Genomic DNA, 17,781 nt, shown 5'->3' with positions numbered 1-17,781 from the left:
GGCGGAGGGACAGCTTCATGCCCTGCGCCTCTCCGGCGTTTCGTTTATTGCGGACGCGGGATACTTTTGGCGTACGGGGAGGTTGGGCGTGACCGGACGTTCGTTACGGACGGCGAGGCTGACGCTTGATCCGGTATCGTGGCGCGACATGGATGATATCGCGCATCTGAAGGCGGATGGCGGCGCGTTCGCCATGATGCTTGGCGGCGTGCGCAACAGGCAGCAGGCGGAAGCCGAAATGGCTTCTGACGTGGCTTGTTGGGCCAAGCATGGCGCTGGCATGTTCGCAATCCGTGAAAACGGAAAGCTTGTCGGAATCACTGGCGTTCACGAACGACCGGATGGCCGGGGCATGGCGCTGCGGTTTTCGATCTATCCATGGGCCGGCGGGCGTGGACTGGCGCGGGAGGCGGCGGCAGCGGCGTTGCGGCAAGCGCACGCCTCCGGACTGCGGCGCGTAATAGCCATTGCGCGTGAGACCAACATTGCGTCGCGTAAAGTGCTTGGTGGCATCGGTATGCATGTTGTCGATCAGTTCGATCGTGACGGGCACGAGATGCTGGTGTTCGAGAGTGTGTCCTCCTTGGCGGACATTTAAACCCCATGGTTTAACCGGGCGATATACTTAGTCTGGGTTTGTTTGATTGGTGATGTCTGGGTGCCTAGTATGCGGATATTCTTTTCTGAATAAAGGATTTCTCGGAATTGGATTCTCTGGTCGGATTTCTTGCGCATGTTTCGAACAATGGCGGCGCATTCGAAAACAACGAGAAAGCCACAAAACACTCCTTGCTTTGAGAGTGGGATCATTTTTTAAAGCTTTATCGTACTTGGCGACGGTTTTTCCCTGTGCAGATTCTGACGTCGCCGGATACTCGCCTGAAGAGCGGTGCGAATTGGAATGTCGTAAAATACGAGTGAAACCCACGAGAGACATATAGCGGTAATGGCGCTCGCCAAGGCAATTTGGGCAGAAGGCGTGGCGCCGAGTTGCTTGGAAAGCCAGACGTGAACCGGATCGTGCAGCAGATAAAGCGGATAAGATATTTCGCCCATCCAGGAAAAAATCGAGTTTGCTCTGAGTGAGTCGACTGATTTCAAGCCTGCAATGATGAGTGCAGGAAAGCCAAATATGACCGCCCCCATGTCCATGGCCAGGTCGATTGCGCTCCGATGCGTCAAGGGGCATGTCAGGCATGCGATCAATCCAGCGGTTGCAATGGCAAGCCCCCCCGGGATGCGTGGAAGGCGATGCTCCTTATGAAAACGCCATATCAACACGCCTGCCGTGTAGGAATAGCCTACTCGGGCGACTGCGCCGACGGCCGTCGTTGTCCGGGCGCCGAGATCGAGCGTTCCGAAATGATGGCCGCATAAGACCAGCATTACAGCGGATGCGGCCATGACGCCTGTCAGGCCGGCAGTTCCCATGCGTCTCAAGAACAATACGTGACACGCATTAGCGAACAACTCGAACAAAATCGACCAGGTAGCGATGTCATAGGGGTATAATGTGCGCCCCCCGGACACGGCCGGGATGAGAAGAATTTGGGACAGAAACGATAAGTCTGGTGAGGCGGGGAGCTGATGTGCGAGATATGCTGCGGCGCAACCGGCACATGTCGAGAGCAGAAGCAGGGGGTATAGACGTGGGAGACGCACCTTCAGCATGAAGTCGGGCAGGCGTAACCCTGCGCTCAGACGTTTTTCATATGCAGCACCCATCACCATACCGGAAAGGGCGAAGAAAAAGTCCACTGCGAGATACCCGCGCGGCGCCCAGTGCGAACTGTCTGCAATCTGATAATGAAATATCATAACTGCGATGGCAGCGACGCCGCGTAACCAGTCGAGACCATTGAAGCGTGCGTTGCCCGTCATGTTCTGCCCTTGCTGATAAATCATCGGTATCAGGCGTCATTTCGTAACGAAAAGCTGCTCGCGTGCCGCAATGAAACAAAGTGGAGGATATGAAGCGCTCCCAAGTCAACCCGGTTATAATAAAATCGGCCAATTGGGAGCATATTTCAGGATATATTTGATAAAAATTCATATTATTACAAAAATATTTGTATAATATATTTTTATGGATCACTTGCTTGGTGTAGATTTTTCGTGCTTGTTTTGGATCGCCGCAGTGTCGGGTTAATCGTAAGATCCATAAAATAACTGATTCATGCGCGTTTGCCACGCATATGAAAGCTGACAAGTTCACTGCGTTTCCGTTGTGGTATGGAGATGTCGTAATGTCGATGGATATTATTTCGAAGAAGAAGAAATACTACACAACGCAAACAAAAAACTACGGCGAATGACCGTTGTGGCTTACCGAACGCGTCCCGCGCTCGGTAAGCAGCTGTGAATGAGAGCTGCTACGCTCGACTGCCGACGTCCTGTTTCGTGTCGACCTCAGTAGTAAAAAAACGATCGTGTAGCGCTCGACGTCAGCACGGGTGCGAGCGTGGCCGCCGCGCGGGGCGCAATTGACGCGGCGGTTGAAATGCCCAGAGGATGGGTTCCGTCTGCGGATGGCATCGATGCAGTGAACCACCCCGTCGTCGGCGCAAAAGTTACGTTCGCATTGTTGACTGCAGCAACGGCGGCCTGCAGTCCGGTTGTCACGGTGTCGAGTTCATTGGCGGTCATATAGGTCGCGTGGCCCTGATATGGTTGGAGGACGACGATACGGGTCGCAGGACACGTGGCGACAAGATTTTGCAGCACAGTCGTCATGGCCGCCTGCACAGCCGCCGTCGTGGCTTTTTTTGCGCCATCGTTCGTCCCCTCGTTGAGAACGATGAGATCAGGAGCCGGTGAGAAATTTCTGAACTGCCCGCCCCAGAGCATGTTCCACGTCGTCGTGAGCGGCGGAACATTTCCGTTCCCTGTGACTGTCAAACCGGAGCCGGTGAATGCGACGACGCCAATATTCGCGCCGAGCGCCGCGCGTTGCCTGTAAGCCCAGGCGAGCGAGGAGTCGCTAACGCTGGCGTCGGTCGAACTGCCAACGGCCGAGATGGACAGATACCCTTCGCTGATGCTGTCGCCGTAGATCAGGACGTTTTTCGTATAAGCGGTCATCGGGCTGACGGCCGCACCGAGGGCGAGCGTGAAGCCGGTGATTTTCAGGCTGGTATTTTGCGGAGACCAGCGGCTTTGGGTGCATGTCGCAGACTTGAATTGAATCTCGACCGTATGGACCGGCCAGGATGCAGTCGCGGCGGGGATGATGGGCGTGATGGTCGCTGCGGCAGTGAACAGTTGCGGCGCCTGTCCGTCGATTGTCACCCAAATCTGCGGGAACGGCGCAAGATTTTGCGTCACGTCGCATGCGATCTGCAAATTGGTTCCGGTGAAGCAGAAGTTCAGATATGCGCCCGGGTTGATTGAAGCCGCCACCTGCGAACCGACCTGCCAGTTATAGGGTGAATACGTGATCGCTGTGTTGTCGGGCGTTATGATCACCTCCGTGCTGGACGCGGCGGCGGTTACAGCAAGCGTCGCAGGATCGAGAAGACCGCCGTTGTTTGTGACGCCGAGAGCGCCGGACCCGGCCACCGAAGGCGTGAATGCGAACGTGTGCGCGGCCGTCGAACCTGCGGGCAGCGTCACCGTCAGAGGGGAGAAAACGCCGCTCAGCTGCCAGGAGGGCGTTACGACGACATCGGCGGATGGTCCGGTAGAGCCGTTTGGCGTCAGCGTGTAAGTGGAGGAGCTGCCGACAGTGAGTGCGCTGGGGCCGCTCAATGAATAGGTTGTGCTGGTCGTCGCTCCCTGCGGATAGACGACCGAGGACGTGGCGAAATACGCGGCGTCGCCCGAGTGATCCGCGCCTTCGATGGCGTAGTAATACGTGGCGCCGGTCGCTCCCGTCGTATCGGTGAACGAAGGCGTCCAGCCCGCGCTGTGATCGCCGACGGACGGCCCGGTCCACTCGAAAAGCGGCGTGGCCGCCGTACTGGCTGGCGGCAATCCCGTTGCGGCGGTCGCACGAAACAGTCGATATTCGTACCCTGAGGCGATCCCGTCGCCGCCCGTCATTGCCGAGGTAGCGGCGATGGTGACTGACGCGCTTCCCGCTGTAGCCGCGACGCCGCTCAGGGAAAGGGGGGCGTATGTTGTGAGGGATAGCGCGGGCGGGTTGATGACGCCGCCGCTGTTTGTCGCGGAAAGGGAAACGGCGCCGGCTGCCGCAGGCGTATAGGAAAACGAACCGGTCGTGGCGCCGGCGGCGATGCTGATCGTGGTCGGTGAGAACACACCGCCGGCGCCCGCATCGGACGGCGTGAATGTGACCGCAGAGGTCAGGGCTGCGCTACCAAGTGTCAGAACGAATGTGCTGGCGCTCCCTGTCGGTGCGCGCGCAGGGCCGGAGAGCGCGCTTGTGACAGTGGCGGAGGCGGAATCAGTTCCATCTCCATCGAGGTGATACAGCGCGACGAGACCGGATTCTGCGCCGGTGTAAGGGCTGGTCGTCGGTGTATAGGCGCCGCTGTCCCGAGCGGGAGAGAAGATCGCCACTTCATCGATGACGCCAGCATTTGTGTATGGTTTGCTTGAGCCCGGATAGAAGCCGACGCCAAAACCTGCTTGGTCCACGACATGGCCGCCTGCACCGTGGATGAGACGGCGGCGGTGGCGACGGCCGCGCCATCCACCAACAACAGCATGGTCGCGTTGCTGTAGATAAGGGCTACGCGGTGGCTCTTGCCGTCAGCGTAGGTGTTTGGGCTGGTTATGCTCGCGTTGGTTCCGCCGACATAGCCGATCCACGCCTGTATTTTTCCGGCCGACGTAAAGGCCAACGCGAAAAGATAGTCCTGCATTGCGATAATCGCATTGGTTGACGGAGCGGCCGCATATTCAATGACACACTCAATTTCCAGCGACGTGCCGGCAGCCGAGAACAGAGCGGCGGCGGAGACTCCGGATCCTCCGGATTGCAGGGCCTGCCCGAAGGTCGAAATCGGGCTCGTCGCGAACGTCGCGGCGCTGTTGAGGGTGAGATCATGCGCCATGCGTCAGCGTCCTCCCAAGGCGGCGACGAAAAACCGCACGCGACATTCGTATCTGGGAAGATGAAAGGTTTTTGAAAACGATGGGGAGGGACATGCTGTGCGGCTCTCGCAAAAGCGGACCAGCCGTCGCAGCCATATCGGCGCGCAGGCTGGCGCTCTTTCTCAATATTTGTTCAAACGGCTCGGTCCGACGCGCCGCCTCTGGACCCGCAGGAATGGCGCTGGAAGCAGAGAGGGGTAACGGCGAAACGGTGAAGCGTATTTATCCGACCCCAGAACGATGTTCCGAAAATTCCCGATCATGTGCCTTCTGACAGCACTGTCTTTATTCAGGTTATTTGACGGCGCAGGTTTTGCTGCGCCGGGTTGTCATTTGTATTGGTCGTCGTTGTCGGCGGAACAGGCGCATGCTTCGGATCACCATCTGATGACATGCATCCTGCGCAGTATCGTGCCACAGAGAATGCTGCTCCGATAACGGGGATGATGACTCACGTCGAGGAGTGTTCGGCGTCTCGCATTACGCAGGGTCGTCTCCTGTCAAAAAGAAACTGTAGTCGAACGGACCTTCCATGCCTGCCCAGACGCCCAACTCCGTCGTTTCAGAGGCTGTCGTCGCAGACGGGCTGCCCCCCGCCACAAGAGCAAAGGCCGTGATCGCGGTTTCGCTTTCCCTGCTGCTGGCTCTCCTCGATTATGCGATCGCCAACGTCGCTCTCCCGGAAATCGCACAGGATCTGCATGCGTCGTCCTCGGCGTCGATCTGGGTAGTGAACGCGTACCAGTTGGCAAGCTTCGTCTCGCTTTTGCCACTCGCGGCTTTGGGCGCGCGGGTAGGTTATGCGCGTCTCTGCCTGTTCGGGGTTGTGCTGTTCATGGCGTCGTCGGTTGGATGCGCCATGTCGACAAGCCTGTTGTTTCTGTCGATCGCACGCGCGGCGCAGGGCCTTGCCGGAGCCTGTATCCTCAGCGTGAACACTGCGTTGATCCGGTTTATTTATCCACATGCGGAACTTGGGCGTGGCCTCGCGCTCAACACTGTCATTGTCGGCGTTGGGCTCGCGCTGGGTCCGACCGTTGCGGGACTGGTGCTCGCGGTGGCGACGTGGCCATGGCTCTTTTGGATCAACATCCCTCTGGGCGCGCTGACACTCTTTCTCGGCTACGCGTCGCTGCCGCGCGTAGCCGCTCACGGCTCCATGCCGGACGCGTTGGGGGCGTTGTTGTGCGTGATCGCTTTCACGGCGCTCGGTCTGGGCGCTGACGGCCTCGCTCATGGTGCGAGTTGGTCTGTGCAGTTGATGTTGTTGGTGGCAGGATCTGCGGCGTTAGTGGCGCTGACCCGGCGTGAATCTGGTCTCGTCCATCCGATCCTGCCGGTCGACCTGCTTCGCGGCCCAGCGTTTTGCGTCGCATTTCTTACCGGCCTGATCGGATATGTCGCCTCGAATTTCTTCATAATCTCGATGCCTTTTACACTGCATCAGGATTATGGATGGAGTGCTACGGCCACAGGTCTTTTGATGACGTCGTGGGCGTTCGGACTCATAACGTCGTCAACGATGACGCGACGTCTGTCAGACAAGGTTCCTGCAAGCGTGCTGTCTTCTGCGGGCTTGTTGTTGACGGCGGTGGGTTTCGTCGCGTTGCGGTTGCTGCCGGATCAGCCGGGAGCGTTCGCGATCGGGTCGCGCATTTTCGTCGCGGCTTTCGGGTTCGGCCTGTTTCAGGTCCCGAATAATCGCGCGATGATGCTCGGGGCGCCAGCGGGACGGGAAGGTGGAGCGAGCGGTATGGTGCAGGTTTCGCGGCAAGGCGGACAGACGTTGGGAGCGATCGCCGTTGCGGCGACTTTGCGGATTGCGGCGCCGAATGGCGGAGTCGAATGCCTCGACGGAGCGGCGGCTTGCGCCGCATTGGCGGCTTTGCTCAGCGCGTCCAGACTCGTTGGAAACAGGTCTCGCGCGACCTCAGGGTAGGAGCGTTCTTCGTTGTCAGACTGGAATGCCGCCTCAGGTCTTCTGGTGAGGGCTGGACGGGAAACAGATGCGCCGTTGCTTCCCGATGTGGAGCGATCAGCCGCACAGGCGTTTCTTCAGGTTCCGGGGTTGGAGTGGATCGCCGCCGACGCCGTAATGTCGGAGGCCGAGCATCGTGCCGCCATCCGCGGCGGGGTAAGTTGGGTCGCAGAAATTTCTGGCGAGTTGGTGGGGTTCGCTGTCGCGACTGACGCCGGGGAAGCCCTTCATCTGGATGAATTGTCGGTGTGTTTCGACGCGCAGGGAAGGGGCGTTGGGGCGGCCCTGATGCAAAAGGTGATTGACGTCGCGGTCCTGCTGGAGCGAACGTCCATCACATTGACGACTTTTCGTGATCTTCCATTTAACGAGAAATTCTATGCGCGTTTTGGTTTTTTGACGTTGACGCAGGACCGTCTGTCTGCGCGCCTGCATAATCTTCTTACGGAAGAGGCGGAGCGGGGATTGCCGCCGGATCAGCGGTGCGCGATGTCGCTAAGGCTGGGGTGAGGCTGGATGAGGAAGCTATGTGACATGCTAGCAGTGAGGGCGCGGTGGTTGTCGCGCCTGCTGCGCGTCTTCGCTCTAGTGGGCGTTGTTTGCGGTCTTCTTGTGTTCTTTCTTGGAAAGAAAGAGCAAGCAGCCAACGATTATATAAAGACATCCTGCTAGAAGTATTTTCCTGAGCAGTAAAAAGCTTGTGGTCCTTCAAAACCGAGAGCGGACATCGGACGAAAACCCGAAGCCTCAGGCGGCCCAAAGCATCTTTAGATCATTTCCAGAGACATGGCTTTTCTCGGCGGTGGAAACGCCGTGTCGAGCGCTGCGAGATCGTCATCGGACAGCGTTACTTCCTGCGCAGCGATGTTCTGGCGCTGATGCCTCACCGTCGCAGCTTTCGGGATGGCGATGACGTTCGAACGACGCAGAACCCACGCCAGCGCAATCTGAGCAGGGGTCGCCTGTCCGAGCGACGTCGTGTGCTTTCTGGCGATATCGGCCAGTGTTTCATTGCGAAGAAGAATGCCGCCCTGACCGATGGGGGAGTAAGCCATCGTCGCAACGTTGCGCTGCGCGTCCTCACCCAGAAGATCGAACTCAACGCCGCGGTGGTCGAGGCTGTATAGTATCTGGTTGCTTACGCACTTTTCGCCCTGATCGACGCTGAAAAGTTCGCCCATGTCGTCGATGTCGAAGTTGGAGACGCCCCAGTCGCGGATCAGCCCCTCTTCGCGCAGGCGCTCGAACCCTTCGATGGTCTCGTTCAAAGGGATCGAGGAACGCCAGTGCAGCAGGTAGAGGTCGATGTAATCGGTCCTGAGTTGTTCCAGAGAAGCGCGGCAACTTTGTGCGACGCCGCGCTTCGATGCGTTGGAGGGTAGAACCTTCGTGACAAGATAGACGTCGCTGCGACGCCCCCGGATGGCCTCGCCCACCAGGTCTTCCGACCGTCCATTCCCATACATTTCAGCCGTGTCTATGACGCGCAGCCCGAGATCCAGCCCGGTCCGAATGCTCTCGATTTCCTCTATGCGGCGTAGGGGGTCGTCGCCCATGTTCCACGCACCCATGCCGAGCGCCGGGACTTCAACGCCATTTTTGAGCTTGACCGTTTTTGTCATGACCCGACCTCCATGCCCCGAACGCCATGTGCCGACGATCGTTCCTCGCCGACTACGCTGCCGACGATGACTGCTGTGTGATCAACGCGCCGATTTCAGGCGACGTCAATAAACCTGACCGGGGACGATCTGGGTGGTGAAGGCGGGCGTTGCGACGTTCTCGCGCGCATCGACGCCGATGTTGGTGTGATTCCCGGCGTCGCCCGACAGCGTGGCGTCCCACGTCTCTACAAATTGTGAACGAAGAATTTCGTCGTATACCGCCAACGTTGCGCGCTGCATGGTTGCGGTCGTGTAGTGCGCCAGAACGTTCTGGCGCGCATGCTCGCCCATCGCTGCGCGCTGCTCGGGCGTTGCGGACAGCGTACCCGCCAGCATTTCGGCGAAGGCGCGGGCGTTTCCGGGAGGGAACAGCAAGCCGGTTTCGCCATGCGTCACCGTCTCCATGGCGGCGCCGTGAGCCGCTACGATGACTGGGCGCGCCATAGCCTGCGCCTCGACCACCACGCGGCCGAACGGCTCCGGGCGGAGCGAGGGCACAACGGCGACCTCAGCGAGAGCAAGGGCTGCAGCCATGTCCGAACAATGACCGCCAAATCGCACGCGGTTGGTCAGGCCAAGCGAGGCCGCCTTGGCGCCGAGGCGCTCTGCGAATGCGTTGTCGCGGGCTCCGTCGCCGACGAACACGCAGACCCAATTCCGGTCAGTCCAGTTTTCCCGCGCCATGATCGCCAGCGCGTCGAGCGTCAACGCCTGTCCTTTCCATTCGGTCAGGCGGCCGGGCATCAGAATGACGGCCTGATCTGCGGCTACGTTCCATGCCTCGGCGAGGTTCTGGATACGGTCGCCGCGAACCAGCGCCGGATTGAAATGCCGGGTGTCTGCGCCGCGCGGTATGACACGCAGGCGATCCGATCCGACGCCGTAGTCGCGGGACAGGCGTTGGGCGATGTAGTCGCTGATGGCGATGACCCGTTCGCCTGATGCGAGAACGGAGTTGTAGGTTTTTTTACCCGGAAATTTCTCATGGTGAACGCCGTGCCATGTCGTCACGAAATGCGTCTTCGTTGATCTGCAGGCGAGGCGCGCGGCCCAGGCAGGGGCGCGTGAACGCGCATGCACAAGCGTCACGCCCTCGGTGGCGATGAGGGCCATGAGCCGTCGTGCGTTGCGAAGAATGCCCAAAGGCGACTTGTCGCCGAGCCTGAGCGAGATGTGGCGTCCGCCTAAATATTCCACCCGTGGAACGAGTCGCCCTTCGGCGCTCGCCACGAGAGCTCTTCCGCCAGCCTGAGCGATGGCTTCGACCATCTCCAAGGCTCCCCGTTCCACGCCGCCTGCGTCAAGCGACGGAAGTACTTGCAGAATCACAGGACGATAAGCGGATGCAGTCATCACCTTCGATCCCTAGCACGCTCTGGCGCGTGCTGCATCCGCTGTGCGGTGAAGGGTTAACACTTTATTGATTCTTCGTCTCGCGGCGGGAGGCCCGCCGCGATCGTGCTTGACCGGAAGGCGGCGGACGCGGTCAATTGCGGCATGGCCGTTTGTTCTTCGCCGATCCGCCAGAGCGTGACCGGTCTCCCCGCCTTCGGGGGGAGCGCTGCGCGTTCGCTCGCGGTCCTGCCTATTTTGGGCGCTCTGAGCGGCCAACCGGCGCAGGCGGCTCGCCCATCGCACGCGCCGCAGCCGCCCTTCGTCTTCTCCGAATGCGCGGCCCTTCTGGACGACGACCCGGAACAGACATTCGATTATATAGCATCCCATCGCGTCGCGGGGCGTGAGCGGGCGGCGAAACGGTGCGAAGCTCTGGCGCAAGTGAATATGGGCGACCCTGCGGCCGCCGCAGCGATTCTCGACGATCTGGCGCGCAGCGGCTCAGCGGCGGTGGATACCGATCCGGACGCGTCTAGGGCCGCTGCCGCCACCGACGCCGCGCGAGCCTGGCTCGCGGCGGGGCGTCCTTCACGAGCGGAAGCGTCGGCGGCTTTCGGGCTAGGGCTCGCCCCGACATCGACGCCTCTGCGTCTGGTGCGCGATCGGGCCCTGTTGCGGCTGGGGCGGAGCGAGGAAGTCCTGTCGGATGTTTCCTCGATACCGTCCGACGCTGCGAACCTGCCGGATACGCGCCTGTTGCGCGCGACGGCGGAGCGCATGCTCGGGAGATTGCGGGCGGCCCACGTTGATATCGACGCCGCCGCCGCCGCTTCTCCGGACGATCCGTCCATATTGCTTGAGAGAGGTGTGATCCGGCAGCGTCTGGGCGACGGTCTGGGCGCACGTCAGGACTGGGAACGTGTGGTCGAACTGGCTCCCGATACGCACGAGGGGGATTCTGCGAATCAGGATCTGACGCTGCTGGCGTCCGACCCGGATACGGCGTTGGGTCCGGCCAGTTCAGCGTCAGCGTCAGCGACTGCCTCGCCTGCGCCGGTCGGGTCTGTCGTGCGAACCACCACTACGCCGTCGACTGCCGTTTCGCGCTCTCCAGCGGCACCGACCCTGCGTCGAGACGCGGACAATATGTCGCTGAAACCAGCGCCCTGAGATGTTTTCGTGGTGACGGCTGTGCAATGCGCCAGTGCGCCCGCGCGCATTCTGGTCATCAAACTGGGCGCCTTGGGCGATTTCGTACAGGCGTTTCCCGCCTTCGCCGCGATCCGGGCGCATCATCCTGATGCGGCGATCACGCTGCTAAGCACGCGGCCTTTCCTTGAGCTCGCCGCCGCCAGCCCATGGTTCGATGCAATCGAAATCGACACCCGCCCAAAATTGTTCGATCGCCGTGGAATGGACCGCCTGCGTGTCGCGTTACGGGGATTCGACCAGGTCTACGATCTGCAGACGTCCAATCGATCGAGTTGGTATTACCCTCTGGCGGGACGTCCTCCGTGGTCGGGTATTGCTCGCGGCGCGAGCCTGCTCCACGCCAATCCATTTCGTAATGAAATGCATACCCGCACGCGACAGCGCGATCAGCTTCGTATGGCGGGCTTGCCTGACGTTCCGTCGCCCGACCTGAACTGGCTGGCGGCCCGCGGACCAATGATCGAGGACGATTATGCTCTGATCGTACCGGGCGCCGCGCCGCATCGACCGGGAAAACGCTGGGCCGCACAAGGTTTTGGCCGCGTCGCTAGTGTGCTGGCGGACAGGGGGGTGCTGCCCGTGATTGTCGGTTCAACTGACGACGCTCCGCTGGCGCATGTTATCCGTGAGGCTTGCCCGGAGGCGCTCGATCTGACCGGGAAGACGAGCCTTCCCGATCTCGCCGGTCTGGCGGCGCGAGCGTCACTCGCAATAGGCAACGATACCGGTCCCATGCATCTTGCTGCTGCAATGGGGGCCCGTTGCGTCGCGCTATTTTCTTCGGAAAGCGATCCGGGCCTGACCGCCCCTCTTGGCATGCGGCCGGGACAGGTCACTGTGATCCGCGTAAACGATATGGCGACTCTTTCGGTCGATAGGGTTGTCTCCGCCCTCGGCTGACGCCATTACAGTGGCCCCCGGCGTCATGCGTCGTGGGTTTCAATCATGTACCGGAGCTTGAACCATGCTTGCCATCACCCTGCCCGACGGAACCGTGCGCCGCTATGACGGACCGGTGACGGGCACGGAGATCGCCGCGTCGATCGGCCCGGGACTCGCCAAGGCGGCGCTCGCTATCGAGGTCGATGGAAAGCTGCGCGACATGGCGCTGCCGGTCGAAGCGGACGCTGCGATCCGCTTCGTGACCCGCAAGGACGAAGCCGCGCTGGAGATGATCCGCCATGACGCCGCCCATGTGCTGGCCGAGGCCGTGCAGTCTCTGTATCCCGGCACTCAGGTCACCATCGGCCCGTCCATCGAAAACGGCTTCTATTACGATTTCTATCGCAACGAACCGTTCACGCCGGACGATTTCGCCGCCATCGAAGCGCGGATGCGCGAGATTGTTGCGGCGAACGCTTCGTTCGTGCGCGAAGTATGGCCCCGTGACGAGGCGATAGCGTTTTTCGAGGCGCGCGGAGAGCGCTTCAAGGCTGAACTGATCCGCGATCTGCCGGAGGACGAGCAGATCTCGATCTACCGTCAGGGCGAATGGCTCGATCTGTGCCGCGGTCCGCATCTGCGCGGCACGGCGGATGTCGGGAACGCCTTCAAGCTGATGAAGGTGGCGGGCGCCTACTGGCGCGGCGACCATCGCAACCCGATGCTGACCCGCATCTACGGCACCGCCTGGCGCGATCAGAAGGAGCTGGACGCTCATCTGCTGCAGCTTGAAGAAGCGGAGCGTCGTGACCATCGCCGGATCGGCAAGGAGATGGATCTCTTCCATATTCAGGAAGAAGCCGTCGGGCAGGTGTTCTGGCACGCGAAGGGCTGGCGTCTGTACACCGTATTGCAGGATTACATGCGCCGCGCCCAGGTCCGCGCCGGGTATGACGAGGTGCGCACCCCGCAACTTGTCGACCGCTCGCTGTGGGAAGCTTCGGGTCATTGGGACAAATATCGCCACCACATGTTCATCGCGACGGTCGAGGACGAGGACAAGACCCTCGCCCTCAAGCCGATGAACTGCCCGTGCCATGTGCAGATTTTCCGCCATGGCTTGCGCTCCTACCGCGAATTGCCGCTGCGTATGGCGGAATTCGGCGGCTGTCACCGTTATGAACCCTCTGGCGCGCTCCACGGCATCATGCGCGTGCGCGGATTCACGCAGGACGACGGGCACATTTTCTGCACCGAAGCCCAGATCGCCGATGAGACGGTCCGCTTCGTCGCGATGCTCGCCGACGTTTATCGCGATCTCGGGTTCGAGCAGTTCCGGGTGAAATACGCCGACCGGCCGGAAGCAAGCGCCGGGTCGGACGAGGCGTGGGAGAGGGCGCAGAGCGCGCTGATCGACGCCTGCCGCATCGCGGGCGTAGAATACGAGCATAACCCGGGCGAAGGCGCCTTCTACGGCCCGAAGCTGGAGTTCGTGTTGCGCGATGCAATCGGCCGTGACTGGCAGTGCGGCACGTTGCAGGTGGATATGGTGCTTCCGGAGCGTCTGGACGCATCCTACGTCGGAGAGGACAGCGCGCGCCATCGTCCGGTGATGCTGCATCGCGCCATTCTGGGTTCGTTCGAGCGATTCATCGGAATCCTGATCGAGCAACATGCAGGCAAGTTCCCGCTCTGGCTGGCGCCGACGCAGGTTGTCGTGGCGTCCATCGTCTCGGACGCCGAGCCCTATGCGCTCGAAGTCGTGGAGACGTTGCGCAAGGCCGGGCTCGTCGTTGAAGCGGATGTCCGGAACGAGAAGATCAACGCGAAGATTCGCGAGCACAGCCTTGCGCGCGTTCCGGTTATTCTCGTGGTCGGTCGCAAGGAAGCCGAGGCCCGGACGGTCGCCATGCGCCGTCTTGGCGGCGCGGAGCAGCAGATGCTGTCTCTCGCCGAAGCTACCGAGGCGCTGGCCAAAGAGGCTACGCCGCCTGACCTGCGGCACGGCTGATCGTCATGGATCGATAAGGCCGCCATACGTCCGGACTTTTTTCTTCTGGCGGTGGTGGCCGTCGGGTCTCAAACGAACCATCCCGGCCTCGAAGGCCCCGCCGGTTTGGCGAAGACCTGTTTTCCCAGGTAGAGCGGCGATATGGCCGTTCGTCAGCTATATGAACAAACGCAGCGTTTTGCGGCGACGCGCTTGCGAATAGGATACTGATACGTTGGCGCAGTGACTCGACAGCGCAGTCGTGGCGAACTCGCTACCGCAGGGAGTGAGCGATTTGCCCCGCTATGGCTGAGCCGTCATCAGATACGATCGTTTACGCTCCCCGCGTAGCTACAGCCGACATAAATGCCAACAGGCTGGAAATTGGGAGACAGCCGCGTTTCGTGATGGGCGGCGGCGGCGTTTCATGCTTTATCTTTCCGGAGGCGTGACGTTTCCGGGGCGGTCGTAAAACTCATTATGAAAACAAATGCGTTTTGTCGGTGGGTGTGTCTCTGCTCCAAAGAGTTTATTGCTGTCGCTGTGATCACAGGCGCATCTTCCGCCGTAGCTGCGCCTGTGCCCGCGTCCGCGCAGGCCGGGCTTCCTCCGGGTTTGACCGAGGCGATCATCGACACGACGGTTGAACGTACGCGACGCGCGTTCGACGTTCCCGGAATCGCCATCGGCATTGTGCATGACGGAAAGATCGTCTTTACGCGCGGCTATGGTCGTCGCGCGGAAGACAAGGCCAGTCCGGCGGTAGACGCCCGCACCCTGTTTGCGATTGGCTCCAACAGCAAGGAGTTCACAACCACGGCGCTTTCCGTGCTGGTCGACGAGGGCAAGTTGCGGTGGGACGACCGCGTTATCGATCATCTGCCTGAATTTCGCGTATCGGACCCGTGGATCACGCGCGATTTTCGGATTTCCGACCTTCTGACCCATCACAGCGGCATGGGACTGGGGGCGGGCGATCTCATGCTGTTTTCCCACAGCACGTTCACACGCAAGGAGGTCCTCGCGGCGCTACCCTCTATGCCTTTCACAGCGCCGTTCAGGACCACATACGCCTATAACAACCTGCTTTACGTCGTTGCAGGCTCCGTGATCGAGCGTGTGAGTGGACAAAGCTGGGAGCGATTTTTGCAGTCGCGTTTGATCGACGCTGCAGGCCTGCCCGCATGCCAGAGCACGCCGCCGACCCGTGAGGAGGCTGATGTCGCGACGGGGCAGGGGGAAGGCGGTCCCTTGCCTGTTCGCGAAGGGCTGAGACTACCCGCAGTGGCGCCCGCTGGCGGCGTGTGGTGCAGCGCGGACGGCGTTAGTCGCTGGGCGCAGATCTATCTCAACGGCGGCGTTACGCCGGAGGGCAAGACGATCTTCAGCCGCGCCCGACGCGATGAGGTCTGGGCGCCGCACGCCTTGCTGCCGCTGCCTGATACGGCGGAGGCGACGAAAACGCATTTCCGGGCTTACGGATATGGCTGGTTCATCGAAGATTTTTACGGACAACGGCGCGTCTGGCACACCGGCACGATCAACGGCATGGTCAGCTATGTGAATTTCCTGCCCGAACTCGGGACCGCGATTGTCGTTCTGACCAATCACGACGATCACAACGCAACCTATTCAATAGCGACGACCCTGAGTTCCTACGTTGTGAAGGGCGGAAGCGACGACTGGATCGGGCATTGGAAAAAGGAAGAGGACGCGAAGAAAGCGGCGAACGCTGAGCAGGCGTCGGTTCGTGGTCCCGGTTCTCCCGCTCGGCCCTTTCACCAACTTTCGTCGGACGAGCAGCGGGATTACCTTGGCGCCTATCGCGACGACTGGCGCGGCGATATTTTCGTCACAAGGCGTGGAGGAGACCTGCGGCTGACATTCTCGAAAGCTGATGGGTTGGCGGGAACATTATCGGCCCTGCCGCACGACCTGTTTGTCGCGCGTTGGGACAATCGCGCTCAGGATGGCGAGGACGATTGCTACGTGCAGTTCGAGCGCGATGTCGAAGGTAAAATTACAGGAATGAAGATGCAGCTTTTAGGATCGGATTTCAGCTTTGACGCTCAGGATCTGCATCCGCGCAAGATTTCGGACCATTCGTGATGGAGCGTGCAGTAAATCAGGAGCGCCGTCTGGCGCTGCGTACGGCCGGCCTTCTGACGTCCGGAGCGCTGCTTGCAGGTTGTGTGTCCCGCGTGGGTGAGACGCCGCTGTTTGCTCCAGAACCGTCGTTCGCGGCGGCGGACGCCGCAGTAAGTGACGCGATCGCCACGAGCGCATGTCCCGGCGCGGTGCTGGCAGTGGGGCGGTCCGGTCGCATCGTGCACAGCGCCGTGTTCGGTCGCCGCGCCGTAACGCCAGTCGCTGAACTGATGACCTGGGACACCGTGTTCGACATGGCGTCTCTCACCAAACCCATGATCACAGCTCTGGCGGTTATGCAGCTTGTCGAACAGGGCAAGCTGGACGTCGACCAGCCGCTCGCCCGCTACTTGCCGGACTTCGCCGCCAACGGAAAGGCGGCGATCACGCTGAGGCTGTTGCTGACGCATTATTCTGGCCTGCCGCCCGATCTTGCGCTCGACCAGCCGTGGTCGGGGCGGACGCAGGCATGGCATCGCGTCGTTGCAGCAACGCCGATCCATCCGCCCGGCGAGACGTTCGTTTACAGCGACATCAATTTCATAGCATTGGGTTTTCTTGTCGAACGCATCAGCGGAAGAACGCTTCCAGATTACGCCGCGACGCATATTCTGACGCCGCTGGGGATGAGGGACTCAGCCTTTTTGCCGGGGGCGTCGACGCGCGCGCGGGTGGCGCCGACCCAGTTCGACGAACACGGCGTCATGTTGCGCGGGGTCGTGCATGATCCGACAGCGCGCCGGATGGGCGGCTATGCTGGACATGCAGGGCTGTTCTCGACAGCGACGGATGTGGCCACGTACTCTACGGCGCTGCTCGATCGTCGCGCCGGGCGTGACAGCCGTTTCCCGCTCTCGCGAGGGACGCTGATGATGATGACCACGCCGCAGCAACCCGCTGGGCGCGCCGAACAGCGTGGCTTTGGGTGGGATATCTCCTCGCGTTATGCGACGCCGCGTGGAGAGCGCTTTTCGCAAGAGTCATTTGGCCATACCGGGTTTACCGGAACATCATTGTGGATCGACCCGAAAAATAATTGTTTTGTGACTCTGCTGACCAATCGGGTGCATCCGGACGGCCATGGAGGGGTGGTGCGTCTACGTAAGGACGTCGCGACAGCCGTGGCGAGGTCGCTTTCGATCTGAGCTGGCGAGAGGCTGCACTGCGGACGTCTGTTGAGGGCGGCCTCCCTCCTTTGAATATGGTTTTATGTATATAGACAAAGTTGCAATACGAGAAATCTGACGGCGGCTGGAACCCATAACCGTTCCAGCCGCCGCACGCAGTTTTGTGCGAATGAAATAAGTCTGAATTTTGCTCGGCTATCGGCAGCCCCATGGTGCGTCAGTCTCCGCCATATGCGGGTAAAATCCGATATATTTCTTTATTATTCATAATAATTTCAAAGGAATTTATAAGAGATTCGCTGAATTTTCTCGGCTTAATCCTGTCAGACGTAGTCGTATTTTCGTTTTGTTTTGATTTATCGAGCAAGCAATCTAATGCACGGTTGA

General features: G+C 60.5%; 13 protein-coding genes. 8 read left to right on the top strand and 5 right to left on the bottom strand.

What is annotated here, in order from left to right; translation table 11 throughout:
* Positions 1-88 precede the first annotated feature (88 nt).
* A complete protein-coding gene (locus J2D73_RS12235) occupies positions 89-598 on the top strand; it encodes a GNAT family N-acetyltransferase (protein WP_207881828.1) in 510 nt (169 codons plus the stop codon).
* A gap of 215 nt (positions 599-813) precedes the next feature.
* Here J2D73_RS12235 and J2D73_RS12230 read toward each other — a convergent pair whose 3' ends face one another.
* From J2D73_RS12230 to J2D73_RS20825, 3 genes are all read right to left on the bottom strand, one after another.
* Positions 814-1,905: an acyltransferase family protein gene (locus J2D73_RS12230; protein WP_207881827.1), complete on the bottom strand. Its 1,092-nt coding sequence runs from the start codon at positions 1,903-1,905 to the stop codon at positions 814-816.
* Between the two features lie 504 nt (positions 1,906-2,409).
* Positions 2,410-3,081, bottom strand: coding sequence for an SGNH/GDSL hydrolase family protein (locus J2D73_RS20830; protein ID WP_243429910.1), 672 nt, complete (start codon positions 3,079-3,081; stop codon positions 2,410-2,412).
* A gap of 1,244 nt (positions 3,082-4,325) precedes the next feature.
* A complete protein-coding gene (locus tag J2D73_RS20825; RefSeq protein WP_243429900.1) occupies positions 4,326-5,018 on the bottom strand; it encodes a LamG-like jellyroll fold domain-containing protein in 693 nt (230 codons plus the stop codon).
* Between the two features lie 572 nt (positions 5,019-5,590).
* On the opposite strand from J2D73_RS20825, the gene J2D73_RS12220 reads away from it, so the two are divergent.
* Entirely contained in the window at positions 5,591-6,997 is a 1,407-nt protein-coding gene (locus tag J2D73_RS12220) for an MFS transporter (RefSeq protein ID WP_207881825.1), read from the top strand.
* Between the two features lie 12 nt (positions 6,998-7,009).
* Positions 7,010-7,546, top strand: coding sequence for a GNAT family N-acetyltransferase (locus J2D73_RS12215; protein ID WP_207881824.1), 537 nt, complete (start codon positions 7,010-7,012; stop codon positions 7,544-7,546).
* A 257-nt stretch (positions 7,547-7,803) separates the two neighbouring features.
* On the opposite strand, the gene J2D73_RS12210 is transcribed toward J2D73_RS12215, so the two are convergent.
* Together J2D73_RS12210 and J2D73_RS12205 are read right to left on the bottom strand one after the other, a co-directional pair.
* Entirely contained in the window at positions 7,804-8,658 is an 855-nt protein-coding gene (locus J2D73_RS12210) for an aldo/keto reductase (protein ID WP_207881823.1), read from the bottom strand.
* 105 nt (positions 8,659-8,763) lie between these two features.
* Positions 8,764-10,053 carry a glycosyltransferase family 4 protein gene (locus tag J2D73_RS12205; protein WP_207881822.1) on the bottom strand — a complete coding sequence of 430 codons (1,290 nt, stop codon included), beginning with the start codon at positions 10,051-10,053 and terminating at the stop codon, positions 8,764-8,766.
* Between the two features lie 105 nt (positions 10,054-10,158).
* On the opposite strand from J2D73_RS12205, the gene J2D73_RS12200 reads away from it, so the two are divergent.
* From J2D73_RS12200 to J2D73_RS12180, 5 genes are all read left to right on the top strand, one after another.
* Positions 10,159-11,205: a hypothetical protein gene (locus tag J2D73_RS12200; RefSeq protein WP_207881821.1), complete on the top strand. Its 1,047-nt coding sequence runs from the start codon at positions 10,159-10,161 to the stop codon at positions 11,203-11,205.
* A 9-nt stretch (positions 11,206-11,214) separates the two neighbouring features.
* The gene (locus J2D73_RS12195; RefSeq protein ID WP_207881820.1) at positions 11,215-12,147 is read left to right on the top strand and encodes a glycosyltransferase family 9 protein; all 933 of its coding nucleotides are present in this window, start codon (positions 11,215-11,217) and stop codon (positions 12,145-12,147) included.
* Positions 12,148-12,211: 64 nt separating this feature from the next.
* Positions 12,212-14,140 (top strand): threonine--tRNA ligase, encoded by a 1,929-nt coding sequence (gene thrS / locus J2D73_RS12190; RefSeq protein ID WP_207881819.1) that lies wholly within the window; start codon positions 12,212-12,214, stop codon positions 14,138-14,140.
* 522 nt (positions 14,141-14,662) lie between these two features.
* Positions 14,663-16,228: a serine hydrolase gene (locus J2D73_RS12185; protein WP_341535083.1), complete on the top strand. Its 1,566-nt coding sequence runs from the start codon at positions 14,663-14,665 to the stop codon at positions 16,226-16,228.
* Positions 16,228-17,412: a serine hydrolase domain-containing protein gene (locus J2D73_RS12180; protein WP_207881817.1), complete on the top strand. Its 1,185-nt coding sequence runs from the start codon at positions 16,228-16,230 to the stop codon at positions 17,410-17,412. Before J2D73_RS12185 ends, J2D73_RS12180 begins: the two co-directional genes overlap by 1 nt.
* The last annotated feature ends 369 nt before the right edge of the window (positions 17,413-17,781 follow it).

This window comes from Acetobacter sacchari (genome assembly GCF_017377715.1).
Classification (GTDB): domain Bacteria; phylum Pseudomonadota; class Alphaproteobacteria; order Acetobacterales; family Acetobacteraceae; genus Acetobacter; species Acetobacter sacchari.
Note: the sequence above shows the minus strand (reverse complement) of the source record. Positions and strands in the feature narration are given on the sequence as shown.